The organism is Rhodoligotrophos appendicifer (assembly GCF_007474605.1).
In the GTDB taxonomy this organism is placed as follows: Bacteria; Pseudomonadota; Alphaproteobacteria; order Rhizobiales; family Im1; genus Rhodoligotrophos; species Rhodoligotrophos appendicifer.
On the sequence record NZ_VHKL01000005.1, the window covers coordinates 341,479 to 367,090 of the forward strand.

Consider the following 25,612-nt stretch of genomic DNA (forward strand, 5'->3'; position numbering starts at 1 on the left):
ACCTGTTGCAGACGGCGAAAGATCTGGAGACATAGGAATGGCCGAGCCAGCCCGTTTATCGGACGCATCCTCCACGCAGCGGGTCGTCGAACGCCTGCGCGCGATGCTGGGCGAACGGCTGTCGACTGCGCCGGCGGTGCGCGAACAGCATGGCCATGACCAGACCTGGAACGAGCTCGGCCTGCCCGATGCGGTGGCTTTTGTCCAGTCCACAGAGGAGGTCGCCGAGATTGTCCGGCTCTGCGGTGAGGCGTCGCTGCCGGTGATCCCCTTCGGCACCGGGACCTCTCTCGAGGGCCATGTCAGCGCCCCCTTCGGGGGGATCTCCATTGATCTGAGCCGCATGGACCAGATCCTCGAGGTCCACACCGAGGATCTCGACTGCCGGGTTCAGGCGGGGGTCACGCGCAAGGCTCTGAACGCCTATCTTCATGACACCGGGCTGTTCTTTCCGATCGATCCGGGTGCGGATGCGAGCCTCGGCGGCATGGCGGCGACGCGGGCCTCAGGCACCAATGCGGTGCGCTACGGGACCATGCGCGAGAATGTGTTGGGATTGACGGCTGTCATGGCCGACGGCCGGATCATCCGCACTGCGCGCCGCGCGCGAAAATCCTCAGCTGGCTACGACCTGACCCGTTTGCTTGTCGGCTCTGAAGGCACCCTTGGCGTCATCACCGAGGTGTCGCTCAAGCTCTATGGGATCCCGGAGTCCATCGCTGCCGGCGTCTGTGCCTTCGACAGCATGGAAGGGGCCTGCAATGCCGTGATCCAGACGATCCAGCTCGGCATTCCGGTGGCCCGTATCGAACTCCTGGACGAGGCTCAGGTGCGGGTCTGCAATGCCTATTCGAATCTTGGACTTGCCGAACGGCCGACTTTGTTCCTGGAATTCCACGGAACGACGGCCGGCACCGCCGAGCAGAGCGAGATGTTTGCAGCCATCGCCGCCGAGCATGGGGGTGGCGCCTTCGCCTGGGCGACCCATCAGGAAGATCGCAATCGGCTTTGGCAGGCCCGCCATGACGTGTTCTGGGCGGGCAGGGCCTATGTCCCGGGAAAATCTGCTCTGGCGACGGATGTCTGCGTGCCGATCTCCCGCCTCGCAGACTGCGTCATCCAGACACAGCAGGACCTCGCCGAGCACGGGCTTTTCGGACCCATTGTCGGTCATGTCGGCGATGGCAATTTTCACGTGCTCGTCTTCTGCGACATGGGCGATCCCGAGGAGATCAAGACCGTCAAGGCTTTCTGCGATCGTCTGGTGAAGCGCGCCCTGGCCATGGACGGGACCTGCACTGGGGAGCATGGCGTCGGACGGGGCAAGATGCGGTATCTGGAGGCCGAGCATGGTGCAGCCCTCGAGGTCATGCGGACCCTGAAGCGCGCCTTGGACCCGCAGAATATCATGAACCCGGGCAAGATCGTCACCATATGATCGACGATCCTGGTACAATCGCCGATTGCGTGGGCTGATCCGGCGGGACCTCGACGCCGGTTGTGCATGTTTTTAGGATTTCTTGAGGCAGGCTCGATAGCAAAGATGTGACCCCGCTGCCGGCATGTGTTCTCTCGGTCGCGACTTAAATCGGAACCATAGAGCTGAAGCTTGGGATCACGACGGATTGATGGACGATGAAGTCTCCACTCCTATGGGCTGGAATTCTTGCGATTATTGTTTTGACCACGGCGTTGATCGCGCCGTTCTTCATCGATTGGAATCTGTATCGCAACCAGATCGAGGCCTATGGAAGTGAGATCACCGGCCGCCAGGTGAAGATCGGCGGCAAGATCTCCTTGAGCCTGCTGCCCAGCCCGGTCATCACCATTGCCGATATATCCGTCCTCTCCGGCGGCGAGGGCGGCACGGCGGATCTGCTGACGATCGAGCGCCTGGAGGCCAATCTGTCCATTCCGGCCTTTTTGCGCGGCCAGATCATCGTCAGCAATGCGCTCCTGGATGAACCCTCCATGACGCTGGAGCGGACTGAGGCGGGGAGTTTCATCCTGCCGATATCGGAGCGGGGCAGGGCGAGCGTCCAGATGCCGGCCGATGACATCGCTCTGGACAAGGTGGAGATCCGCCAGGGCTCGATCATTCTCCAGGACCGTCTTCGCGACGAGGTCCTGCAGCTTGATGATCTGAACCTTGAGCTCTCCGCCGCCTCGCTCGTCGGGCCTTATCGCATCAATGGCACCGCCGCCTATGCTGATCGCCTCTGGCGCGTGAACATCGGCACCTCGCGTCCTCGGCCGAGCGGGCCGACGGCGATCACCTTGCGGGCGGCGCCCGAGCAAGGGGCAGGTCTGATCTACACTTTCAGCGGCGAGTTCAACCCGTCCACCCCGGAATATCTGCTCTCCGGCACGGCATCGATTGACCGCCTCCCGCCCGCCGAGGCGACGACCAAGGGGGACAAGGGGCCTGATCCCGTTGCCATGTCTGCGCGTGCGGAGATCTCCGGCAATTTTGAACGTCTCGACCTGTCCAAGATCGAGATCGCCTTTGGCGATCGAAACGATGTGGCCCGGCTCATCAAGGGCAGTGCCGAACTGATCTTGGGCCGTCGTCCATCCCTGTCCGCCACCCTCGACACGAGCCGCCTGACTTTGGCAAATCTGTTGAACGAGCCGGAGTTGAGCCTGGATCGGAGCTCGATCCTCGATGGTCTGACCGCGCTTGTGGACGAGCTTCCCGCCGGCCTGTCCGCAAGCCTCGGCTTCAAGGCGACCTTCCTCGAATTGCCGAACTCGACCGTCGAGAATTTTCTCATTGTCGCCGATGCCAATGCTGAGGGAGTCGAGATCCGCCGCCTGTCGGGTGTGGCACCCGGCCGCTCCAGGATCTCCCTTGATGGTCGCTTCGACAGGCCGGCGGAAGTGTTCAGCGGCACGCTGGAGATGGAAACGTTGGACGCGGCCGCTGCGGCGCAGTGGCTGAAGCTCGACGCCGGATTCATCCCCGACAAGGGCCCCCCGGCGGAACTCTCCCTGAAGGGCGCTGTCGAGCTGGGCCGAACCAACGTGGCGCTGAACGATCTCTCCTTCCGTCTGGACGACACGCGCGGGACGGCGACCCTTTCGATGGGCGAGGGCGAGGGCGAGCGCCGGCGGTGGCAGATCCGGCTGACGACCGACGATCTCGATCTCGACCGCTATCTCGGCAAGGATCCCGCGGCCGGCAGCGGGTCCCTTCTCGATCTGTTAGCGCGCATGGGCGAGATCAGGCGCGACGGGCTGGCCAGGACGGATGCGAGCCTGGTGCTTCAGATCGACCGCCTGCGCCATCGCGGCATAGAGGCGACCGACATCGCCGTTGATGCCCGGCTCGAGGCCGATGACCTGGACATCAAGGCCTTGGAAATCGGCGGCGTCAGCGGTGCCCGCATTGAGGCCTCGGGCCTCATCGACAATTTGACATCCCATCCGCAGGGGGCCCTGACGGCGAAGATCGATGCCAAGGATCCCGTTCCCTTCCTCACCCTGATCGGCCTTGTGGGTGATGCCTCCGAGGGGCTGGTGGGCAAGTCGCTGAGAAAGCTTGGGCCGACGGTCGTCGACGCCAAGATCGAGGCGACGACCGAGAGCGAGGCGTCGATCACTGCCTTGACCCTCGACTTGACGGGCAGCGCCGGCTCCACTGCCATCTCGGCCAAGGGCCGCTTCGACGGGCGCATGGAGGCCTTGGATGAAGGCAGCTTCACTTTTGAGGCTGCCATCGACAATTCCCAGGCCTCTATCCTCCTGGGTCAGCTGCCTTGGGATCTTCAGGGGACGGATAAGGCCACAGGCCCCGCATCCGCCGCCTTGCGCGCCTCCGGGACCTTCGCTGAGGCCATGACGGCCGATCTGACCCTGGAGATGATGAGCAGCCGTGGCGACGTCACGGCGACCTTCACCCCCTCGGAGTCCTCCTCTTCGACCATGTCGGGGACGGTCAATCTCCGCTCGGACTCGGCCCATCCGCTGCTGGCCGTCTTTGGCCTGGAGACGGAGGAGCCCGCCTTTCCGCAAACGCTGACCTTCACCTCCGCGTTCCGGAAGGAGGCCGAGCGCCTGTCTCTCTCGGACCTTGAGGCGACCTACGGCGAAGCCACCGGAAGCGGCACTCTCGCTGTGGACCTGGCGCCGACCCCCGCCATTGCCGGGGAGCTTCGCGTGTCCTGGCTGTCTTTGCCCTGGCTCATGAAGACGGCGCTTCTGTCTGAGGGAGGGACCTCCAGCGAGGACGACCTCGGCAATCTTCGCGAGACGGATTGGTCGGGCGCCCCCTTTGCCGTGCAGCGCCTTTCTGAGATCTCGACCGATCTGACCGTCGTGGCCGATCGGGCCCAGCTCGTGGGCGACACCAGTCTGGAGGACCTTCATCTCCCCTTGCGCTCTTCGGCGGGAAAATTGGAGATCGCCGATGCGAAAGCGACCCTCTCCGCCGCTCCCATCGCCTTTTCGCTGAGGGCTGAGCAGATGCAAGGCGAGCTCTCTCTTGGAGGCCAGGTCTCGCTGGGCCAGCTCCCCCTGGCCTCGCTCCTGATGACGCCAGGCGATACGCCCGCTATGACCGGGATCTTGGACCTGGAAACGACGTTCGCCGGCCGCGGCAGAAGTCCCGCCGGAATAATGGCCCTGCTGTCGGGGAGCGGCACCTACACCCTGCGCGCAGCCACCGTCCCCGGCTTCGATCCTGCCGCCTTTGTTGAGACATTCCCCACGCTTTCGACCATTGAGGAGCTGGATCAGGCGATCACCACCACTCTGCAGTCTGGGGTCATGCCCTTTGCCGGTGGCCAGTCGTCGCTGACGATCGCCGACGGTGTGGTCCGCTTTGCGCCTCTGGCCGTCGACACTGACGCTGCCAAAGGGAGGGTGCGGAGCTTCTTTGATCTGTCGTCCGGTGCTTTGGACACAGCCTTCGAACTCGAGCTCTCCGCCATCGATACGGGGCCTAAGATAGAGCTCACTCTGAGCGGGCCGCTCGCCTCGCTCTCGCGCACCTATGAAATCGGCGCGCTGCGCTCCGACCTCACGGTGCGTGTGCTGCGCGACAACATCGAGAAGCTCGAGGCGCTGCAGCGCGAGCAGGAGCGCCTCGCTCGGGAGGAAGAGGAGCAGCGTAAGCGCGCCGAAGCCCGGCGTAAGGAGGAGGCGGCGCGCAAGGCGGCGGCGGAAGAGGCCGCCCGTCGCGCCGAGGCCGAGCGCCAGGCTGAGGCGGCGCGTCAGGCGGAGGCAGCGCGCAAGGCGGAGGCGGAGCGAAAAGCTGAAGCGGCGCGCCAGGCGGAGGCTGCGAAGAAGGCGGAGGCCGCCCGCAAGGCGGAAGCTGAACGCGAGGCCGCTGCGGCCGCCCGCCGGCTGGAGGATGCGCGTCAGGCTGAGATCTCTAGGCGAGCCGCGCAGGAGCAGGCGCGGCGGGAGGCCGATGAGCTCGCTCGGCGGGCGGCCGAGGCTGCCCGCGAGCAGCAGCGTCAGGAGGCCGAAGAAAAAGCCCGCTCCGATGCGGCCCAGAGGCGGAAGACGACCCCGCAGTCTCCGGCCCCGCGCACCCCGCCCTCGGTCGAAGTGGCCCCGCTACCGCCGCCAGTCGATACGTGGATGGAGCAGCCGATTCCTCCCGACGAGACTGAATCCGGTCGGCGGACACCGCAGATGCGCCTCCCGCCCCTCCCGCCGGCGCGATCGAATTCGCAGCTGCGCAAGCCGGCGCCGTCGGCTCCCGCCACGACCCAGTCGGTCAACCCGCCGGCGCGGCTGGAACGCTTGGACGAGACGGGGGAGCCTCAGGGCTTCTTGGATCCCAACCGGTTCCTATACTCGCCGAGATAGTTGAGCACGAAGACGCGAACGGCGCTCGACAGGCCGCGCTTGCCGCGTCGTGCATCGATGTCCGTGATCAGCATGTTGAGGGTCGTGGACCGCTCGTCCACGATCTGGCGCAGGACGTCCCAGAATTCCGGCTCCAGCGAGAGGCTCGTCGGGTGCCCGGCGACCACCACGGATCGCTTCGAAGGTCGCTCCTCGGAAACGGTCACGGCGCGCTCAACATGGCTGCCGAGACCTCAGTCTCACGATGGGCCGATCATGTCCTGGGGCCGGACCGTGGCATCGAATTCCTCCGAGGTCACATAGCCGAGCGCCAGGGCCTCTTCCCGCAAGGTAGTGCCCTTCTTGTGGGCGTTCTTGGCGATTTCCGTCGCTTTGTCGTAACCGATCTTTGGCGCCAGCGCCGTGACCAGCATCAGGGATCGCTCCATCAAGTCCTCGATGTGCCGGCGATTGGGCTCGATCCCCACGACGCAATTGTCGGTGAAGCTGACACAGCCTTCGGCGATGATGCGGATCGATTGCAGGACATTGTAAGCGATGACCGGCTTGAACACGTTGAGCTCGAAATTGCCCTGCGAGCCCGCGATGGTGACGGTGACGTGATTGCCCATCACTTGGCAGCACAGCATGGTCATGGCTTCGCACTGCGTCGGATTGACCTTGCCGGGCATGATGGACGAGCCGGGTTCGTTCTCCGGCAGATGCAACTCGCCGAGGCCGGAGCGGGGCCCCGATCCCAACAGCCTGATATCCTGCGAGATCTTGAACAGGCTCGTGGCCAGGACGTTCAGCTGGCCGGAGACCTCCACCATCGAATCGTGGCTCGCCAGCGCCTCGAACTTGTTCGGTGCCGTGATGAAGGGCAGCCCGGTGATGTCCGCGACATGGCGGGCAAAGGCCTCGGCGAACCCCTTTTTGGAGTTGAGCCCGGTGCCGACGGCGGTGCCGCCCTGCGCCAGCGGGTAGACTCGCGGCAGCGTCGAGGTGATCCGCTCGATGCCGAGCGCCAATTGCATGGCATAGCCGGAGAATTCCTGGCCCAGGGTCATCGGCGTCGCATCCTGCAGATGCGTCCGGCCGATCTTGATGATGTCGGACCACGCCTTGGCCTTGGCATCGAGGGCCTGTTGCAGGTGCTCGAGCGCCGGGATCAGCGAGTGGACGATTTCCTCGGCGACCGCGATATGCATGGCGGTCGGAAACGTGTCGTTCGACGACTGCGACTGGTTGACGTGATCATTGGGATGGATGGGGCTCTTTGAGCCCAGACGGCCGCCCAGGATTTCGATGCCGCGGTTCGAGATCACCTCATTGGCGTTCATATTGGTCTGGGTGCCCGAGCCGGTCTGCCAGACCACCAGGGGGAAATGATCGTCGAGCGAGCCGTCCATCACCTCGTCGGCGGCCGTCACGATGGCCTTTCCGATGGTGGGGTCCAGCGTACCGAGCTCCATATTCGTCTTGGCGGCCGCTTGCTTGATGATGCCGAGCGCGCGGATCAGGGGCTCGGGCATGGTTTCGCCCCCGATCTTGAAATTGCCGAGCGAGCGCTGCGTCTGAGCACCCCAATAGCGGTCGGAGGCAACCTCGAGAGGCCCGAAGGAATCGGTTTCGATGCGTGTGGTGCTCATCTCAGCTCAATCTTTGAATGGCCATAGGAATGAAGACTGCGGGGCTGCCTTAACACGCGGGCTGCCGCTTGCAAATCACTCAGTGCCAATCGGCGGGGCGATCACGGAGCCGGCGCCTGCAGCACCGTGGCGCAGGCATTGGGCAGATCCGAGAGCGCCATCGGCCGTGGCGGCTTTGCGGGCGGCGTCGGGGCTTTCCCGGGCTTCGCATAGGGTTTGTCCGAGAGCCACCAGGCCAGGTTCTCTCCGCATCCATCTCCTGGTGGCGGCGGCGCCTGGTCCTTGCACCCGACCGAGCCGGCGGGACATTTCAGCCGGATGTGAAAATGATAATTATGCCCGTAGATCGGGCGCACCTTGTTGAGCCAGGCGCGATCAGTGCCCGCCCATTCGCACAGTGCCTTCTTGATCGCCGGATTGACGAAGATCCGTCCAACCTGTGGATAGGAGGCGGCCAGCTTGATCAGCTTGGCGTGATCGCTGCTCCAGATGTTGCGGTTGACCTCACTGCGCGTTGCCACCACCGAGGTGGCACTCAGTTCCTCCCGCTCGGTCGTGGAGAAAGGACGGTTGGGGGCGGGATCGAGCCAGATATCGGCATCGAGGCCGATCTGGTGACTGGCATGGCCGGTCAGCATCGGTCCGCCCCGGGGTTGCGACAGATCGCCGATCAGCAATCCGGGCCAGCCGTTCTTCTTGGCGTCGCGAGCGAAGACCTTGATGAATTGCACGAGGACAGGATTGCCCCAATGGCGGTTCCGGGAAGGCCGCATGCCCTGCCAGTCCGGGCCGTTGAGGGGCAGCTCGACGGCACCCGCAAGACAGCCTTTCGCATAGGAACCGATGGATCGCGAGGGCATCGCCGCGGGGGCTTTCGCACCTCCGAACAGGACTTTCGCTGGAGGCGGGTCGGCGCGGACCGGAACGGAAGACAAGACTATGGGAAACGCGAGACATGCCGCCAGAAGGCCGGCCAGCTTTGTCATCCCCATAGCAGCATCCCCATTATTTCTTGCGGAACGTGTCGAGCTTCACCACCTTGGCCTCCGCTCCCTCTTGTGACTCATCCTGCTCGTTGGCGGCACTTTTTGCCGTCTTCTTGGCCGGACCTTTCTTGTCCTGCGCACTCTCAGCCTTCGGCGCGGCGAGTCCCGCCGGCACGATCGGCTCAGGGGTGGATGCGGCATTCTCCTCCGCAAGTCCTGAATTTTCGTTAGCCTGTGCGACCTCGAACTGCAGTCCGAACTGAACCGAGGGGTCGAAGAAGCCCTTGACCGCGATCAGCGGAATGGAGAGACGCTCGGGGATGTTGTCGAAAGACAAATCCACCTCGAACCGGTCCTCATAGACCTCCAGGCTCCAGAACTGGTGCTGGAGAACGATGGTCATCTCGTCGGGATATTTCTTCCGCAGTCGCTCCGAGATCCGCACACCGGGATGGTTCGTGTCGAAGGCGATGTAGAAATGATGCTCTCCTGGCAGGCCGACGCGTGCCGCCCGCTTCAGCGCGGTCTTCACCACGCCCCTCAGGGCGTCCTGGGCCATGAGATCGTACCGCATCAGGTCTTCGGCCATCTTGCTCCTTGCCTACCTCTAAAGCGGGCCGCCTCCGGCCCGTCGCTTGTTCGGCTACAATACATCGTCAGCAGGAAACGGACAGCATTGCAATGCTGTTGTCGGCTGCAGGCTCGACGGGAAACAGGCTGCGACAGGGAAAAGCGCAAGGAAGGAAATGGGGGCTTCTGTTGCCAGGTGCCCACCGAACCCCGCCTTGACCTGCTACAGCCAAGGACTTCAATTTCGGTACCTAAACTGCGTTACGCAGCCTGGGCAACCGGAGCATAGTTGTCATTGGCAACTACAATTTTAGCCCGATAACGGCGGTACAATGCCGAGTGAAAGAGGGTCCTTTACGCTCTCGTCGATCCTATTTCACCCCCATCAGATGAGGCCCGCACGGGGTCCCATGTGGTGGAGGTGCCGGGTACCGCCCCCGGGTCCGAAAAGTTTATTTCGACTTCCGTTTATCACCATAGTCGGTCCGAGGACCGACAAGGAGAATATAGGCGCTTTCACCAGGGATGCAAAGGGTCGTCTCGAGGATAAGGCAAAACGGCGGCCCGCCTATTGGATGGTATCACCGCCCAGTCGCAGCGGGGTGACCGTGATCGCCTCGCCACAGGATGTGAAGCTTCCCGCGAAGGTCGAGGGGATATCGGTATGGGGCAGCGTCAGCCGGGCTTCCACGGCCGTCGTGCAGCCCTCTCCGGCGACGGCTGAGGAGACCATCTCGATGGAGAACGAAGCCACCGCTCCCGGCTCCAACTCCACCGGCCCGGGCTTGCCGTCCTCAGTGAAATAGCTGGACGTGGAATCGGCGACCTTGATGTTCGTGATCTCCTGCCCCTTGCTGTCCAGGAGCGTAACGCTCGGGAATCCCTCGAGGCTGCAGGTCTTGGCTCCGATATTGGTGACGGTATAGCCGTAGGAGGCCTTGCTCATGGCCGCCTCCTGGCCGCTCGCATCCACCTTCAGGCTAAGCCCCGAGCAGGGCTCGGCCTGCGCGCCGACAGCGGAGGTCGTGATCAGCAGCAATCCGAAACAGCAGGTGAGAAAAAACTTCATGAAGATCCTTGCGGGCCTGTGTATGTGAAGAAGGGGCGGCGGGAGCACTGGCGCCGCCTGTCTCGAATACACAATATAGATCCGGCACGAATCGTTGCCACGGTTGTGGACGGATCCCAGGAATTTTCCCGATGCAGCAATATCACGAGCTGGTCACCCGCATTCTCGCCGACGGCACCCGCAAGGCCGATCGCACCGGCACGGGAACTCTCTCCGTCTTCGGTCATATGTCCCGCTTCGACCTGCGGGCAGGTTTTCCTCTGGTGACGACGAAGCGCCTGCATCTGCGCTCGATCATCCACGAGCTGCTATGGTTCATCCGCGGGGAGACGAATGTGGCCTATCTCAAGGCCAATGGCGTAAGCATCTGGGATGAATGGGCGGATGCCGAGGGCGAGCTGGGCCCGGTCTATGGTCGCCAGTGGCGGTCCTGGGGCACGCCCGATGGATCCGCCATCGACCAGATCGCCGGTGTGGTCGAGGCTTTGCGGAACAATCCAGATTCACGCCGTCATATCGTCTGCGCCTGGAATGTGGCCGACCTGGACCGCATGGCGCTTCCGCCGTGTCATTGCCTGTTCCAGTTCTACGTCGCCGACGGTTCTCTGTCCTGTCTGCTCTACCAGCGCTCGGCAGATGTCTTCTTGGGAGTCCCCTTCAACATCGCCTCCTATGCGCTGCTCACCCACATGATGGCCCAGGTGGTCGGTCTGAAGGTCGGCGAGTTCGTCCACGTCCTGGGCGACGCCCACCTTTATCTGAACCATCTCGACCAGGCGCGCGAGCTCCTCACGAGGCGGCCTCTGCCGCTGCCGCGCTTGCTCATCAAGCGCGACGTGACGTCCATCGACGACTTCACCTTCGAGGATTTCGAGGTGGTGGGCTATGAATCCCATCCTCACATCGCCGCTCCGATCGCCGTGTGAGGATGGGAGGCGATCGCCTTTAGTTCAGCGTCCAGTCGAGGGTGATCTCGGCGTTCAGGACCTTGGAGACAGGGCAGCCCTTCTCGGCATTGCCGGCGAGCTCGGCGAACTTGGCCTCGTCGATGCCGGGGATCTTTGCCGTCAGGGTCAGCTTGGAGGCCGAGATCTTGAACCCGTCGCCTTCCTTCACCAGTTCGACGGCGGCTTCCGTGGTCAGTTCATCCGGCGTGAAGCCGGCGCCCTGCAGCTGAAAGGCCAGTGCCATGGTGAAGCAGCCCGCATGCGCCGCGGCGATCAGCTCTTCGGGATTGGTGCCGGCGCCGCTTTCGAAGCGGGACTTGAAGCCGTATTGAGTTTTGGATAGGACGCCCGAGCCCGTTGAGATGGTGCCCGCGCCCTCCTTGCCTGTTCCCGACCATACGGCGGTTGCTTTACGGATCATGTGTCGCCTCTCCATTATGTTGACCAGAAGTTGGTGGTGCTGGATCGATGAACGATCATCGAAAGTCGTGGACGGAATAACCTTGCAGAAACAGCAGCGACGTCAGGTCGCCGAAATCAATTCGTGCCGCCGCCGCGTCTCGCGTTTTGGGCTTTGCATGGAAGGCGACCCCGAGACCGGCCGCCTCCAGCATCGGTATATCATTGGCCCCGTCGCCAACGGCAAGGGCCTCGGCCGGACTGATGTCCAGTCTCTCGCACAGCTCGCGCAAGGCCGAGGCCTTCGCATCACGGCCGAGAATGGGCTCTGCGACGATGCCGCTGAGCATATCGCCATCGAGCAGCAGCTCATTGGCGCGGGCATGATCGAAGCCCAGATGGTCCGCCACATGGCTGGTAAAGGCGGTGAACCCGCCCGAGACCAGGGCGGTGAAGGCGCCGCTCTGGCGCATCGTCCGCAACAGAACGTCGCCGCCGGCGGTGAAGCTCAGGCGCTGCGAGATGACCGTGGCGATCGCCGACCGCGGCAGCCCTTTCAGCATGCCGACCCTGGTCCGCAGCGCGCCTTCGAAATCGAGTTCCCCGCGCATGGCGCGTTCGGTGATGGCGGCGATCTGGTCTCCGACTCCGGCCACCGCGGCCAGTTCGTCGATGCATTCCTGCCCGATCATGGTGGAATCCATGTCCGCGATCAGCAATGGCTTGCGCCGGCCTTCCGCCGGGAGCACGGCAACATCGATAGGCAGCTCGCCAAGGGCGGATCTCACCTGCTCCTCGAGGGCGCGCAGCTCCGCGGCTCCGGCCTCGATCGTCCATTCGCAGGCTCGTCCCGGCGCCAGCCAGCGTGGCTCGCCCCGGCCGCCGGCCACGGCCGCGGCCTTCGGCAGCAGGTCGTGATCCCTCAGGAGGGCTCCTTCGGCCTCGCGGCCCCCGGCAATCAGAATGACAACGGTCTCCATGCAGATCCAGCGGTGAAGAGGGCGTGATGCGGCACGCACCAGACATGCCGCGGCAGGCCGTTCTTATTGCAGGCCCGACCGCCAGCGGCAAGTCGGCACTCGCCCTAGATCTGGCGCAACGCTGCGGCGGTGCCGTCATCAATGCGGATGCGATGCAGGTCTATGATGCCCTGCGCATCCTCACATCGCGTCCCTCCGCGTCGGACGAAGCGCGGGTCCCCCATCTCCTCTACGGCCATGTCCCGGCAGGAGATCCCTATTCCGTCGCCCGTTGGCTCGACGACGTGACAGTGGCGCTTCGCCGGTGCGCCCAAAGCGGCCTCCTGCCTATCATCGTCGGCGGCACCGGCCTGTATTTTCGCGCTCTGGAACAGGGCCTGGCGGACATTCCCCCCGTGCCGGCGACGATCCGGACCCACTGGCGCTCACAGCTGCTGCAGCGGGGCAGTGCCGCCTTGCATGACGAATTGCAGCGTCGCGATCCCGAGGCCTCCGCGCATCTGCATCCCGCCGACAGTCAGCGGCTGGTGCGCGCCTTGGAGGTGTGGGACGCGACGGGTGAGAGCATTCTCGCCTGGCAGCGTCGTGGCCGCCCGGGACTGCTGCAGCAGCCAGACCCTGCGGCTCACCCGGAGGGGGGAGATGCTGAGAGCGATCCTGCCAGCGGGGAGCATGGCGACCGGGACAGCCAGGAGCGAGGTGACCCGGCTCGTAAGGAGCCCGACGTACGGGTCCGTGAGGAGCGAGGCGGCCAAGCCAGGGATACGCGAGGCGACCAAGCCACCCGGGAGGCGATCCCTGCGGCCTGGGGGGAGGGGACCGATCGGGTGATGCAGCGAGACGGGCATCCCCGAGGGCAGCAGCCCGAAGCCGCCGACATCAAGCAAGAGGACCGGGAGGAAGAGAGGCTGCAGTTGGACGAGACCGGAGAGCGATCAAGCATGAAGCAGGACCCGGCGCTCGGCCAGACCCTTATTCATGCGACCCGCATCGTGTTGCGGGGCGATCGAGCGCGCTTGCGGGCGCGGATCGACCGACGCCTCGAAGCGATGGTTGATGAGGGAGCTGTCGGCGAAACGCGCGCCGTGATGGAACGCTTTCCCGGGGCGGGGCTCTTGGTGCACAAGGCGATAGGCGTCGCCGAATTCGCCGCCTATGCGAGGGGCGAATTGAGTCTGGATCAGGCGCTGGTGAAAGCGCAGACGCGCTCTCACCAATACGCAAAGCGACAAGACACATGGTTCCGGAATCAGATGGCTCATTGGCCCGTGCTGGATCCCGATGATGCGGAGGAGCGCCGGCGGTGGCTGAGCGGCTTCGGTCAACACCTTGGCTCCTCATGACACAGGCGTGGAGGCCCGTGGCGCGAGCGACCCTCTATTGCGTCCGGCTTGGCGGCCGTCCAAGCCCGACGCGAAGCGTCTTTCAGGCCGCCGCCCCGGCATCCACATGCTGCTCGCGAGCCTTGATCTCCAAGGACCGGGCGGCATGCCACAGGTCGTAGTCCCGCTGCAGATTGAGCCAGAACTCCGGGCGATTGCGGCATAACCTTGAGAGTTTCAGCGCCATCTCGGGCGTGACCGAGTAGCGCTCTCCGAGAAGGCCGTAGAGCAGGGTCCGGGAGATTTGCAGGCGCCGAGCGACGGCACTCTTCGTCAGACCGATGCCGGGCAAGACTTTTTCCCGGAGAATCGCGCCGGGATGGGGAGGGGGACTATCTTTTTGCGACTTCATGAATCAACTCCTCGCATGATCACAGTGCTCGACAAAACAGGCACCTGCAAAGGTTGCACTGAAACGACTTACACCATTAAAGTGCATGCATGACGTGCTTCGGCACCGATCCGAATCGCGCCATGCAGGCGCTACGTTCACAATTTATATGAAGTAATATTTTATTCCTACAATCTGTGATTGAAAATCCACGGAAATGAATCATGTCCGTATTCATCAGGTGGGCAGGCGCGGATCCTTGCTTGACCAGCTTTGTTTGCCCGGATATGGTCCGCACCCGAAATTAGTGGCTGAAGGCCCCGGATCGATGACGAAGTTCCTTATTGTAGTATGCACGCGCGCGCCCGGTCGGCCACCCAGCTAGGCCGTACCGAAATGCGCGCGCGACAGGGGCCCTCAGCGGCCCCTTTTTCGTTTGGTCGACAAGAGCGTTGTTGAAGTGGAGCGAGACATGACCCAGGAGATGACGGGCGCGGAAATCGTCATCAAGGCGCTGACGGACCAGGGAGTCGAGCATATATTCGGCTATCCCGGCGGCGCGGTTCTGCCCATCTATGATGAATTGTTCCAGCAGGAGAAGCTGCAGCACATTCTTGTTCGCCACGAGCAGGGCGCGGCCCATGCGGCGGAGGGATATGCCCGCTCGACCGGAAAGGTTGGCTGCGTTCTGGTGACCTCCGGCCCCGGAGCCACCAACACGGTAACCGGTCTGACCGATGCGTTGATGGATTCGATTCCCATGGTCGTCCTCACCGGCCAGGTGGCGACCCATCTCATCGGTAATGATGCCTTTCAGGAATGCGACACCGTGGGCATCACGCGTCCCTGCACGAAGCACAATTGGCTGGTGCGCGACGTCAACGACCTCGCCCGTGTCATCCACGAGGCCTTTTACGTCGCCCGCTCGGGCCGTCCCGGCCCCGTCGTGGTGGACATCCCGAAGGACGTGCAATTCGCCAAGGGGCGCTATTCCAGCCCGTCCAACGTCGCTCACAAGACGTACCGGCCGCGCGTGAAGGGCGATTTGTCGAAGATCCGCGAAGCGGTGGACGCCATGGCCTCCGCCAAGCGCCCGATCCTGTATACGGGGGGAGGGGTGATCAATTCCGGCCCCACCGCCAGCCGGCTGTTGCGCGATCTGGCGAAGATGACCGGCTTTCCCGTCACCTCGACCCTGATGGGATTGGGCGCCTATCCCGCCTCCGGTCCGCAATGGCTCGGAATGCTGGGGATGCACGGCACCTATGAGGCCAACATGGCCATGCATGACTGCGACGTGATGGTTTGCATCGGCGCCCGCTTCGACGACCGCATCACCGGTCGCGTCGATGGGTTTTCCCCCGACAGCCTCAAGATCCACATCGACATCGACGCCTCCTCCATCAACAAGAACATTCCCGTCGACATTCCGATCATCGGCGACTGCGCCCATGTGCTTGAGGACATGATCCGGATCTGGAAGTCCAAGGCTGCCGAGACCGACCGCAACGCCCTCAAGGCGTGGTGGTCCGAGATCGATGGCTGGCGGCGCCGCGATTGCCTGAAATACCGGTCCAACGACCAGCTCATCATGCCCCAATACGCCATCGAGCGGCTCTATGCCCTCACGCGCGACAAGGACACCTACATCACCACCGAGGTTGGCCAGCATCAGATGTGGGCGGCCCAGTTCTACCGCTTTGAGGAGCCGAACCGCTGGATGACCAGTGGCGGCCTGGGCACCATGGGCTATGGCTTGCCGGCCGCCGTCGGCGTGCAGACCGCCCACCGGGACGCCTTGGTGATCGACATTGCCGGCGATGCCTCGGTGCTCATGAACATGCAGGAGATGTCGACGGCCATTCAGTACAATTTGCCGATCAAGATCTTCATTCTCAACAACCAATATATGGGCATGGTCCGTCAGTGGCAGGAACTGCTGCACGGCAACCGTCTGTCCCATAGCTATACGGAATCCCTGCCTGATTTCGTGAAGCTGGCGGAAGCCTATGGCTGTCATGGAATCCGAGCCACCAAGCCGGCCGAGCTCGATGACGCGATCCGGGAGATGATGGAGGTCGACAAGCCGGTGCTGTTCGACTGTCGTGTCGCCAGCCTCGCCAATTGCTTCCCCATGATCCCCTCCGGCAAGGCCCATAACGACATGCTGCTGGGTCAGGATGTCGGCGATGATCTCGGCGAGGTCGAGGTCTCCGACGAAGGCAAGATGATGGTCTGATGGGAAGCCGGGAGAAGAACATGCTGAAGATCGCAGACCAACTTGAGCGCCACACCATCTCGGTGCTGGTCGACAACGAGCCCGGCGTGCTCGCCCGCGTGATCGGGCTTTTCGCGGGCCGCGGCTACAATATCGACAGCCTCACTGTCTCCGAGACGGAACATGCAGCCCACGTGTCGCGGATTACCATCGTGACCACGGGCACCCCCATGGTCATCGAGCAGATCAAGGCGCAGCTCGAGCGTCTCGTGCCCATTCATTCGGTGGCCGATCTGACCGTGACCGGCAACGCCGTCGAGCGCGAGCTCGCATTGATCAAGGTCGCCGGCAAGGGGGAGAAGCGGGTCGAGGCTCTGCGCCTCGGCGATGCCTTCCGCGCCCAGATCGTGGATGCCACGACTGAATCTTTCATTTTCGAGCTGACCGGCCGCACCAGCAAGATCGATCAGTTCATCTCCCTCATGCAGCCTTTGGGTCTTGTGGAAGTGGCTCGCACGGGCGTCGCCGCGATCGCTCGCGGGCCCGAGGGAATGAAGATTTAGCCAAGCGGCGTCGATAAATGCGGATGGTGCTTGTCACCGCCTCAGCCGGCGCTATTGTCCGCGGCGAATTATTCAAGGGGCGCCGCTGCAGGCGGCGGTTTGAGATCAGGAAGGAAAGTCTATGCGTGTATACTACGATAGGGATGCCGACGTTAATCTGGTGAAGGGCAAGAAGGTGGCCGTCGTCGGCTATGGCAGCCAGGGCCATGCTCATACGCTTAATCTCCGCGACAGCGGCGTCAAGAATGTAGCCGTGGCCCTCCGCGAAGGCTCCGCTTCGGCGCAGAAGGCAAAGAATGCCGGCATCGAGGTGCTCAGCGTGGCCGATGCCGCGAAATGGGCCGATGTCATCATGATGCTGACCCCCGATGAGCTCCAGGGCGACATCTATCGCGATCATCTTCATGCCAACATGAAGGAAGGCGCAGCCCTGCTCTTCGCCCACGGCCTGAACATCCATTTCAACCTGATCGAGCCGCGCAAGGACATCGACGTCTTGATGGTGGCCCCTAAGGGTCCCGGCCACACGGTGCGCTCCGAATATGAGCGCGGCGCCGGCGTGCCGTGCCTGATCGCCATCCATCAGGATAGCTCCGGCAACGCCCATGATCTCGGCCTTTCCTATGCCTCCGCCATCGGTGGCGGCCGCGCCGGCATCATCGAGACGACCTTTAAGGAAGAATGCGAAACCGATCTGTTCGGCGAGCAGTCCGTGCTCTGCGGCGGCTTGGTCGAGCTGATCCGGGCAGGCTTCGAAACCCTGGTGGAAGCTGGCTACGCGCCCGAAATGGCATATTTCGAATGCCTCCACGAAGTGAAGCTCATCGTCGACCTCATCTATGAGGGCGGCATCGCCAATATGAACTACTCGATCTCCAACACCGCCGAATATGGTGAATATGTCACCGGCCCCCGCATCATCACTCCTGAGACCAAGGCGGAGATGAAGCGCGTGCTCAACGACATCCAATCCGGCCGGTTCACCCGCGACTGGATGCTCGAGAACAAGGTTGGCCAGACCTCCTTCAAGGCGACCCGCGCCAAAGTGGCCGCCCATCCGATCGAAGAGGTCGGCGAGCGGCTCCGCGCCATGATGCCTTGGATCAAGGACAAGGCGCTGGTCGACAAGTCCCGCAACTAGGCTGTTACGGGCCGGGCAGGACCCGGCCCTTTTTTCTGAGTGCAAGTCCCTGCTGCGAGGAGATGACCATGGTGAAGGCGATCAGGATACAGGCGACCGGGGGTCCGGAGGTTCTCACCTATGGCGACGTCGAGCTTGCCGGCCCCGGCAAGGGCGAGGTCCAGCTCCGCCACACGGCGGTGGGGTTGAATTTCATCGATGTCTATCATCGCACCGGCCTTTATCCGGTACCCTTGCCCTTCACACCCGGCTTGGAGGCTGCAGGCGTGGTGACGGCCCTCGGCGAAGGGGTGACGGCGCTGAAGGTGGGAGACCGGGTGGCCTATGGCACGGGTCCCCTTGGCGCCTATAGCGAAAGCCGCAATGCTCCGGCCAATCGACTGATCAAGCTGCCGGATGAGATCGCTGATGAGACGGCCGCGGCCATGATGCTGAAGGGGCTGACCGTCCGCTATCTTCTGCGCCAGACCTATAAGGTTCAGCCCGGCGATACCATCCTGTTTCACGCCGCAGCCGGCGGCGTCGGCCTGATCGCCTGCCAATGGGCCAATGCCCTGGGCGCGACCGTCATCGGCACGGTTGGATCGGAGGAGAAGGCCGAGCTGGCCCGGGCCCATGGCTGCCACCACACGATCAACTATGCCAAGGAAGATGTCGCCAAGCGGGTCCGCGAGCTGACCGATGGCGCCGGCGTGCCCGTGGTCTATGATTCCGTGGGCCAGTCGACCATGCTGGCCTCCCTCGACTCACTCGCGCCGAGGGGCCTGTTCGTGTCCTTCGGAAATGCCTCAGGACCGATCAAGAATTTCGATCTCGCCCTGTTGAACGCCCGCGGCTCCCTGTTTGCCACCCGTCCGTCCCTCGTGGGCTACACGTCCAAGGACGAGGAGTTGAAGGAGGGCGCTGAGGATCTTCTCGCCATGGTGACCAGCGGCAAGGTCAAGATCGAGATCAACCAGCGCTATCCCCTGGCCGACGTCGCCCAGGCCCACCGCAACCTTGAGGCTCGCAAGACCACGGGCGCCAGCATCCTTCTGCCCTGAGACCATGGCCACCTAGAGGGCGGGGCATTGCTCCGGCTTCTGTGTGGCCAGCTGCTTCCAGGCGGCTGAACAGGAGACACTGGAGCAGACCGTTTGTGCGACCATGGACGCGGGCAGCGCATGGGCGAGGTCAAGAGGCGCGCCGGTCGTCTTGTCCGACAGCGTGCTGACGACCATCCCGATCAATTCCCCCCGGTCGTTGAAGACGGGGCCGCCCGATTCCCCCCGCCGCGTCGAGAGCTTAAGCACCATGGCGTCGGGATAGCCGAATTTGGCGTAGGTCACCGGCCGCTCGAAATGCAGCGCCGCGAGTTCGCCGGTGCGCGCGATATCGCCCTCGGCCCTGGGTTTTCCCAGCGAGAAGACGGGCTCCCCGGGGCGCAGGCATCGGGCGGAGGCCGGTTGCACCGAGGCGTTGCCGGTCATGTCCTTGAGCTTGATGACGGCGACGTCGGGTGAATAGGACAGCGCCACCACATTTCCCTGGTAGATGCGCCCATCGGGTCCTCTGGCCTCGACCATCCAGCCTTTCTCGATCCCCACATGGCCTGCCGTGACGACGGTGCCTTGGTCATCGATGAGGAATCCGCTGCCGGAAGCCACGGCTTCGGACAGGGAATCGTCGCGCAGTTGCTTGCGTCCGGGTGAATTGTGGACCACGAGCGTGACATAGGTGGCACTCGTCTGGTCGACGAGATGCTGAATCGACCCGGCGATCTGCGCGGATGCCGGCGTCGGCGTCGCGGCGATGTTGATGACGCGCGGGTTGGTGACTTGCGATGTGACGCAACCGGTCAGAGCCATGGCAGAGAGAACCATTACGGCTAACCGCTTCATGCTTCATTTCCCCTTAAAAGCGCCGCAAGGGGCGCAAGCTCCCTCTCATATCGCTTCCACTTCCCGATCGAGCTCGCATTGATGGGCTGGCGAACTTGCCAGACGCTTGCTGTATCGATCGGCCGCTCGAGGCGCTCGGTCTGCAGGCAGTCTTCGTTCCACTCGAGCCCGATATAACGAACCAGATCCCGGGCGAAGGGAGCGGGGTCGCTGACCAGCGTCTCATACTGGACCTGATGAATGCTTACCGGCGAGGTCGACATCCAGTGTGCCATCATCCGCTCATGCAGGCGATAGGCGTGGGCGAAGGCGTTCAAATCCGTGGCAAATGTTAGCTCGAGCTCGAAATTCTGCTCAAAGCACGACAGCCCGTTATCCATCGGGTCGCGTTTACAATAGACGATCCGCGCCCGGGGAAACAGCCAGGCGATGAGGCCGATGAACATGTAGTTGCCGGGCGCCTTGTTGGTCGCGAAGCGCTTTTCCGGTGCCTCGCTCCGCATCGCGGTCAGCAATGTGGAGCCTGTCCGCTCCGCCCATTCGCTGTCCATCAGTCCGGCGAATTCCGGGTATCCGTTCATCCGTGCCGCGATTTTCGTGAGATCGTTTCGCTCGCCCCCGGCATGCACCTCCGGATAGGCCGCGAGGATCTGCTCCACCAGGGTCGTGCCGGACCGCGGCATGCCGAGAATGAAGATCGGCCCATCCTCATGCAGCCCCTCGCTCGCGCGAGTCTCGAAGAACGCGCTGTCGAACGTTGCAATCACCCGATCCGCCAACTGGTCGTGGTAATCGGCATTGTAGGGCTTCATGCTCGCCCTCAACGCATTGGCTTGGGAAAGTGCTGCGAAGGCGTCGCGGTATTCGCCCTGGCGGTCGAGCAGCGAATAAAGCGAAAAACCCGCCGTCGCGCGCTCCTTCGTGCCCTGGCTGCGGTCGTTCAGGATCCGCTTCACGGCCGGGATCGCGTCCGCCCCGAGGCGGCGCATCGTGGCCAGGCGTTGATAGCTGGTGGTGTGGTCGGGAGCGATGCTGAGAATGGTCCGGGCGACGGCCTCCGCTTCCGCGAAGGCGCCTTTCCGCTGCAGCATGGTCGCCTTCACATTCAGGGCTGTCACGCAGCGACCATCCTGGCTGAGGGCGTCTTCGGCCAGGGCGGCGGCCTCCTCGCGCCTGCGCAGTTGCAGCAGGACATCAGCCCAGATCCCGAGCATGGCGGGCGGCAGCGCTGCTTTGGAGATTTCGCTGAAGACCCGGTCGGCCTCCTCGGCCTGGTCATTATCCGCCAACAATGCGGCAAGGTTGGTCATCGCATTGGTGTGCCCGGGCTGGGCGGCCATGGCGCGACGGAAAGCCTGCTCCGCATCCTTTTGATGCCCGCTCTCTTCGAGCACGATGCCGAGATAGTTGAGGATATCGGGATCCTGCGGCGACAGCTCATGGGCCCGCACGAGAACGGGCAGGGCATCTCCGCGCCGACCCAACAGGTGCAGACATTCCCCGAGGCCGAACTGTGCATCAGCGTGAGGGGGCGAGACCGCGACAACTTTCCGGTAGTGCCGCTCCGCCACGGCCAGCAGGCCCGCCTGGCGTGCCAGTTCGGCGAGGTTGAAGTGAACGTCGACATCGTTCGGTGCGAGCTTCAGCGCCCTTTCCAGCAGCCGCTTTGCGGCGGCGGCATCCCCAGCCTGGGCTTCGAAGACTCCGGCTTCCGTCAGCAGGGAAGCGCTCCGCCCCTCCTGGGTCAGGGCCGCCTTATAGGCATTCCGGGCAGCGACGGTGTCGCCGCGTCGGGCCAGGGCGCGGGCCTGATCAATATGGGCTGTCGACGAATTCAAGGCGGTCATGGTGGCGGGCTAGGATCCTTCGGCTTCGACGCAACGCGAGCAGTGGATATAGCAAGATCCCCCGGAAGGCTCCAGCCTCCTATGGTGCAGGCGCAATATGCCGGGCGAGTGGTGCAAAAGAGCATTCTCGATCATCTGTCCCCCCAAAAAAAGAGCCGGCCCGAAAATCGGACCGGCTCCAGAACAGAGTGTGAGAACGAGGCTTGGATCAGAAGTAGAACCAGGCACCGAACTGAGCGCGGACCGCATCGTCCTTGTGAACGTCCACGCCGACCACGTCACCGGCGATGTCGATGTCCTGGCTCTGCCACTTGCGCTCGCCCCACATGACTTCCCAGCCCAGCTTAAGTTGCTCGACCGGCTGCCACATGACGTTGGCATGCGCCGTCATCAGGTAACGGTTGCCGTTCTCCACCAGCGACTTCTCGATGTCGTTGCTGTTGTTCTTCGTATAACCCCAGCCGAGATTGATCGATGTAGTGTCCGTGACATTGAAGATCAGGCCGGCGAAGACGCCCAGTGTCTCAACGAGATGGATATTGTCGCCATCGGTGAAGGCGCCGAACGGTGCGGCGAAGACGAAGCCGCCGATACCGTTGCCATACATGACGCCGGTGGTGACCGTCGCGATGTCTGCCAGATTGATGTTGGCGTTACCCTGCACGCCCCAGCCGAACTTCGTGTCCGATTCGCCGCCGAGGGCGCTGTCGGTGTGGTAGGGGAGCAGAACGCCCGAAGCGCCGAACTGGTGGCCACCGGGAGCGTCGAACTGCCAGCGGGCCGTGAAGTTCGGAATGCTGTCGGAAGCATTGCCGGCCGCGGAATAGACGGCACCGCTCTGCGACACCAGCATCGAGCTGCGATGGCCGTCGCCAGTGGGATCTTCCACCGCGACCGCGAAGGTATTGCCGCCCATCGTGTAGCTCAGGCGCACCTGAGCGGTACGGTTGAAACCGATCTGGCCCACGTCACCCGCGAAGTCCACGGTCGAGATGCCGGTGAACATGGACATGAAGTTTGTCCAGTATTGGCCGACGCCGAGCGTCCAGTTCGGGGTCATGTCCCACTCGCCCCAGGCATGACGGAGGCGGAAATCGGTGCCGCCGAAGGGGCCACCCGAGAAGAAGTCGCCTTCGATCAAGGTCCTGATCTGGCCCACGGCCGTATCCGACTTTGACTTGATCGCGAAGCGGGATTCTCTGGCGCCCAGGCGAACGTGATCCTGCTTGCCGTTTCCGTTCAGCGAGGTCGTCAAGCTGAATGCGTCACCCAGATCCTCGTCGAAGTCATAGATCACGTCACCCTTCACATAGCCGGAGACGGTGACTTCGTGGACGGGAGCCGGCAGATCCGCTGAGGGCGTGATCGCGACGGTGAAGCCACCGCTGTTCGGCATCCGGTCGCGCGGCCGTTCGGTGTTCCAGTCGGCCGTAGCCTCGCTGCCCCTCTGGAACGTGATCCAGCTTGCGCCTTCCGGCAGGGCTGGGTTGGCGGGCTGGGCTTCCAGATTATTGACCTGGGCCTGCAGTTGCTCCAACTGAGCCTTCAAAGCGGAGAGTTCGTCAGCGTGACCCGCAGCTCCCATGGCCGACAGAGCGACCCCCGTTAGCAAAACTCGGCTGAGCCAAGCTGTCTTCATACCCTCTCTCCCTAACCAAACATCGGGTGCCCCGTGAAGCACCCCCCCGCTAATTGGGAAAAGCTACTCATAGCCGGGGTCGAGGGGAAGAAATCTTGCGGGTTTCCTAGGCTTGAGCCCTAGAAACTCCCCGTCTGTGTTTTTGTAGCAACACTGTGAAGCACTGCTTTATCATGCTGTCACAAGGGAAAATAATATAACATTATCAGTGCATTACAAATTTTGTTAAAGTGTTTCACGCACCATTTGGCAGATTGGACGGGCGTGCAAAACTACGTGTGCTCCAATCGTAAAGCGGGCGCGAATTCCATGAATCGCAGACGAATCAACGACTTCCGATACTTTCGTCGAAGAGCGAGGCAGCACTCGGATGACTGCTACCTCGTGACTTTCAGGCGGCTTCGCCGCGTTTCCGGGCCCGGGTATCGAAGAAGAGCGCCTGGCTGATCATCGCTTTCACCATGTCCGCCTGGAACGGTTTGGTGATGAGGAACGTCGGCTCCGGGCGATCCCCGGTGAGCAGTCGCTCGGGATAGGCGGTGATGAAGATGACGGGGACCTCCAGGTCGCCGAGAATTTCGTTGACGGCCTCGAGCCCTGAACTGCCGTCAGCCAGCTGGATGTCGGCGAGGATCAGCCCGGGATTCTGCGTCCGCACGGCGTGCACCGCCTCTGAATGCGTGCGCGCGATGCCTGAGACCTTGTGGCCGAGACCCTCTACGAGCGCCTCGAGATCCATCGCGATGATGGGCTCGTCCTCGATGATGAGGATATCAGTCGCGACCTGTTCCGCGATTTCGCGCCCGGCTTGGTCGATCAGTTGGTCGAGCTCCTTGGCCGAAACATTGAGGATGACGCGGGCCTCCTCTGGCGAGAAGCCTTCGACCGCCGTGAGCAGGAAGGCCTGCCGCGGCCGCGGTGCCAGTCGTTCCAGCCGCCGTTCCGCCTGGCCCGTCACACTCGTCGGAGGGGCTTCTTCCCGCTGATTGACATCCAGGGATTCCCAGATGCGCAGGAAGATGCTGAAGAGCGAGACTTTCGCATCATCGATCTCGTCGAAGGACGGAGGGTCGGCGATGATGGCTTCCAGGGTTGCAGCGACATAGGCGTCCCCGCTGGCTTGATTGCCGCACAATGCACGGGCAAAGCGTCGGAGATAGGGAATGTTGGGTGCAACTCGTTCGGAAAGCGACATCTGTTTCCTCTTCGCGCGGAGCGTCGCGCCGCTCATATACGGATCGGTGGAATGCCTATCATGGCATTGCTGAAACGGATCGTTCTAGAAAAAGTTCCATCACATTGGAACCGGATGTCGAGGATTGCGTTTAGCCCTTCGGTTCCGGTCGATTTATTGATGGGCGATTCCGGCAGTCAGGGTTTACTCCATGCTTCAAGTGAGCAGGAAGCGGCAATGGGCGACGAATGTGAATATTGAAGATCGGGACGACGAAAAGGGTTTTGATGGGCATCAGGACAATTTCGCACCACGCAAGGGTGAAGCACAGGGCTTGGACAACAAGATCCAGGAGCGTCTCGGCCGCCAGCTGAAGGCGCTGTATGACGATGTTGTGAAGCAACCCGTGCCCGACAAGTTGCTGAGTCTCATGGCGCAGCTTGAACAGGCGAAAGGTCCGGACGGTAAATGAGCGTATCCGGCAGCCTGCGCAGTTCTCTGATCGCGCAGATACCCAATCTTCGTGCCTTCGCCTATTCCCTCTGCGGAAACAGCGATGAGGCGGACGACTTGGTCCAGGAGACGCTGATGCGATCCTGGGCGAATATCAAGAGCTTCCAGGAAGGCACCAATCTGCGCGCCTGGCTGTTCACCATCCTTCGCAACGCCTTCTATTCGGAGCGTCGTCGACGTCGCAACGAGGTCGACAATGGGGATGGCGAGGCCGAGGCGCGCCTGGTCGATATCCCGCGCCAGGACAGTCACATGGACTTCCAGGATTTTCGCTCCGCCCTTGCCGATCTGCCCGAGGAGCAGCGCGAGGCGCTGATTCTGGTGGGAGCCTCCGGCTTTTCCTACGAAGAGGCAGCGGAGATCTGCGGCTGCCGCACGGGTACTGTGAAAAGCCGTGTGAGCCGCGCCCGCCGCAGGCTTATCGAGCTTCTGGATGTCGAGGCCGCGACCGAATTCGGCAATAATCCTGCCGATGAAGCTGTGCTGGGTCTTACGGCGAAAACCGCGGCCCGGAAATAGCGCCAG

Annotated in this window: 23 protein-coding genes and 1 other RNA gene; 11 read left to right on the forward strand and 13 right to left on the reverse strand. The window is 62.9% G+C overall.

Features of this window, described 5'->3' with window-relative positions; genetic code table 11:
• The first annotated feature begins 37 nt into the window (after positions 1-37).
• Both FKM97_RS13470 and FKM97_RS13475 read left to right on the forward strand, forming a co-directional pair.
• Positions 38-1,438 (forward strand): FAD-binding oxidoreductase, encoded by a 1,401-nt coding sequence (locus FKM97_RS13470; RefSeq protein ID WP_144292917.1) that lies wholly within the window; start codon positions 38-40, stop codon positions 1,436-1,438.
• Positions 1,439-1,635: 197 nt separating this feature from the next.
• Complete coding sequence (locus tag FKM97_RS13475) at positions 1,636-5,817, forward strand: AsmA family protein (RefSeq protein WP_144292918.1); 4,182 nt, start codon at positions 1,636-1,638, stop codon at positions 5,815-5,817.
• Here the strand turns inward: FKM97_RS13475 and FKM97_RS13480 are convergent.
• The 6 genes from FKM97_RS13480 to FKM97_RS13505 form a co-directional block, all read right to left on the reverse strand.
• Entirely contained in the window at positions 5,772-6,023 is a 252-nt protein-coding gene (locus tag FKM97_RS13480) for a ribbon-helix-helix domain-containing protein (RefSeq protein ID WP_144292919.1), read from the reverse strand. The two genes, FKM97_RS13475 and FKM97_RS13480, sit on opposite strands and share 46 nt — an antisense overlap.
• Before the next feature lie 33 nt (positions 6,024-6,056).
• A complete protein-coding gene (gene fumC, locus FKM97_RS13485) occupies positions 6,057-7,448 on the reverse strand; it encodes a class II fumarate hydratase (RefSeq protein WP_144292920.1) in 1,392 nt (463 codons plus the stop codon).
• A 101-nt stretch (positions 7,449-7,549) separates the two neighbouring features.
• On the reverse strand, positions 7,550-8,440 hold the full coding sequence (mepA, locus tag FKM97_RS13490; RefSeq protein WP_144292921.1) for a penicillin-insensitive murein endopeptidase: 891 nt from the start codon (positions 8,438-8,440) through the stop codon (positions 7,550-7,552).
• A 13-nt stretch (positions 8,441-8,453) separates the two neighbouring features.
• Entirely contained in the window at positions 8,454-9,023 is a 570-nt protein-coding gene (locus FKM97_RS13495; protein WP_144292922.1) for an SspB family protein, read from the reverse strand.
• 156 nt (positions 9,024-9,179) lie between these two features.
• Positions 9,180-9,540: a transfer-messenger RNA gene (ssrA, locus tag FKM97_RS13500) on the reverse strand.
• A gap of 32 nt (positions 9,541-9,572) precedes the next feature.
• Positions 9,573-10,073, reverse strand: a complete 501-nt coding sequence (locus FKM97_RS13505) for a DUF4232 domain-containing protein (RefSeq protein WP_144292923.1) — start codon at positions 10,071-10,073, stop codon at positions 9,573-9,575.
• Positions 10,074-10,204: 131 nt separating this feature from the next.
• Between FKM97_RS13505 and FKM97_RS13510 the strand changes: the two genes are divergently transcribed.
• Entirely contained in the window at positions 10,205-10,999 is a 795-nt protein-coding gene (locus FKM97_RS13510) for a thymidylate synthase (protein ID WP_144292924.1), read from the forward strand.
• Between the two features lie 19 nt (positions 11,000-11,018).
• Here FKM97_RS13510 and FKM97_RS13515 read toward each other — a convergent pair whose 3' ends face one another.
• Both FKM97_RS13515 and serB read right to left on the reverse strand, forming a co-directional pair.
• Positions 11,019-11,441 (reverse strand): OsmC family protein, encoded by a 423-nt coding sequence (locus FKM97_RS13515; protein WP_144292925.1) that lies wholly within the window; start codon positions 11,439-11,441, stop codon positions 11,019-11,021.
• Positions 11,442-11,496: 55 nt separating this feature from the next.
• Positions 11,497-12,399: a phosphoserine phosphatase SerB gene (serB, locus tag FKM97_RS13520; RefSeq protein ID WP_144292926.1), complete on the reverse strand. Its 903-nt coding sequence runs from the start codon at positions 12,397-12,399 to the stop codon at positions 11,497-11,499.
• Positions 12,400-12,425: 26 nt separating this feature from the next.
• On the opposite strand from serB, the gene FKM97_RS13525 reads away from it, so the two are divergent.
• Positions 12,426-13,742: a tRNA (adenosine(37)-N6)-dimethylallyltransferase gene (locus tag FKM97_RS13525; RefSeq protein ID WP_144292927.1), complete on the forward strand. Its 1,317-nt coding sequence runs from the start codon at positions 12,426-12,428 to the stop codon at positions 13,740-13,742.
• 82 nt (positions 13,743-13,824) lie between these two features.
• Here the strand turns inward: FKM97_RS13525 and FKM97_RS13530 are convergent, their stop codons facing one another.
• Positions 13,825-14,133, reverse strand: a complete 309-nt coding sequence (locus FKM97_RS13530; RefSeq protein WP_144292928.1) for a HigA family addiction module antitoxin — start codon at positions 14,131-14,133, stop codon at positions 13,825-13,827.
• Positions 14,134-14,584: 451 nt separating this feature from the next.
• On the opposite strand from FKM97_RS13530, the gene FKM97_RS13535 reads away from it, so the two are divergent.
• The 4 genes from FKM97_RS13535 (at position 14,585) to FKM97_RS13550 (ending at position 19,077) form a co-directional block, all read left to right on the forward strand.
• Entirely contained in the window at positions 14,585-16,351 is a 1,767-nt protein-coding gene (locus FKM97_RS13535; RefSeq protein ID WP_144292929.1) for an acetolactate synthase 3 large subunit, read from the forward strand.
• A 20-nt stretch (positions 16,352-16,371) separates the two neighbouring features.
• Complete coding sequence (ilvN, locus tag FKM97_RS13540) at positions 16,372-16,893, forward strand: acetolactate synthase small subunit (protein ID WP_246105073.1); 522 nt, start codon at positions 16,372-16,374, stop codon at positions 16,891-16,893.
• Between the two features lie 121 nt (positions 16,894-17,014).
• A complete protein-coding gene (gene ilvC, locus FKM97_RS13545; protein ID WP_144292931.1) occupies positions 17,015-18,034 on the forward strand; it encodes a ketol-acid reductoisomerase in 1,020 nt (339 codons plus the stop codon).
• 68 nt (positions 18,035-18,102) lie between these two features.
• Entirely contained in the window at positions 18,103-19,077 is a 975-nt protein-coding gene (locus FKM97_RS13550) for a quinone oxidoreductase family protein (RefSeq protein WP_144292932.1), read from the forward strand.
• A gap of 12 nt (positions 19,078-19,089) precedes the next feature.
• Here the strand turns inward: FKM97_RS13550 and FKM97_RS13555 are convergent, their stop codons facing one another.
• The 4 genes from FKM97_RS13555 to FKM97_RS13570 all read right to left on the reverse strand — a co-directional run bounded on the left by FKM97_RS13555 (position 19,090) and on the right by FKM97_RS13570 (position 24,595).
• Positions 19,090-19,914 (reverse strand): S1 family peptidase, encoded by an 825-nt coding sequence (locus tag FKM97_RS13555; protein ID WP_144292933.1) that lies wholly within the window; start codon positions 19,912-19,914, stop codon positions 19,090-19,092.
• Positions 19,911-21,761 carry a tetratricopeptide repeat-containing sulfotransferase family protein gene (locus FKM97_RS13560; protein WP_144292934.1) on the reverse strand — a complete coding sequence of 617 codons (1,851 nt, stop codon included), beginning with the start codon at positions 21,759-21,761 and terminating at the stop codon, positions 19,911-19,913. The genes FKM97_RS13555 and FKM97_RS13560 overlap by 4 nt, the downstream gene beginning before the upstream one ends.
• 208 nt (positions 21,762-21,969) lie before the next feature.
• A complete protein-coding gene (locus FKM97_RS13565) occupies positions 21,970-23,400 on the reverse strand; it encodes a DcaP family trimeric outer membrane transporter (RefSeq protein ID WP_144292935.1) in 1,431 nt (476 codons plus the stop codon).
• Positions 23,401-23,791: 391 nt separating this feature from the next.
• Positions 23,792-24,595 (reverse strand): response regulator, encoded by an 804-nt coding sequence (locus tag FKM97_RS13570; RefSeq protein ID WP_144292936.1) that lies wholly within the window; start codon positions 24,593-24,595, stop codon positions 23,792-23,794.
• A gap of 60 nt (positions 24,596-24,655) precedes the next feature.
• Here FKM97_RS13570 and FKM97_RS13575 point away from each other — a divergent pair, with 60 nt between their 5' ends.
• Genes FKM97_RS13575 through FKM97_RS13585 form a run of 3 tightly spaced genes read left to right on the forward strand, consistent with a single transcriptional unit; the run spans position 24,656 to position 25,606 of the window.
• Complete coding sequence (locus tag FKM97_RS13575) at positions 24,656-24,835, forward strand: hypothetical protein (RefSeq protein WP_144292937.1); 180 nt, start codon at positions 24,656-24,658, stop codon at positions 24,833-24,835.
• On the forward strand, positions 24,825-25,046 hold the full coding sequence (locus tag FKM97_RS13580) for a NepR family anti-sigma factor (protein ID WP_144292938.1): 222 nt from the start codon (positions 24,825-24,827) through the stop codon (positions 25,044-25,046). Before FKM97_RS13575 ends, FKM97_RS13580 begins: the two co-directional genes overlap by 11 nt.
• Positions 25,043-25,606, forward strand: coding sequence for a sigma-70 family RNA polymerase sigma factor (locus FKM97_RS13585; protein ID WP_205014982.1), 564 nt, complete (start codon positions 25,043-25,045; stop codon positions 25,604-25,606). Before FKM97_RS13580 ends, FKM97_RS13585 begins: the two co-directional genes overlap by 4 nt.
• Positions 25,607-25,612 lie beyond the last annotated feature (6 nt).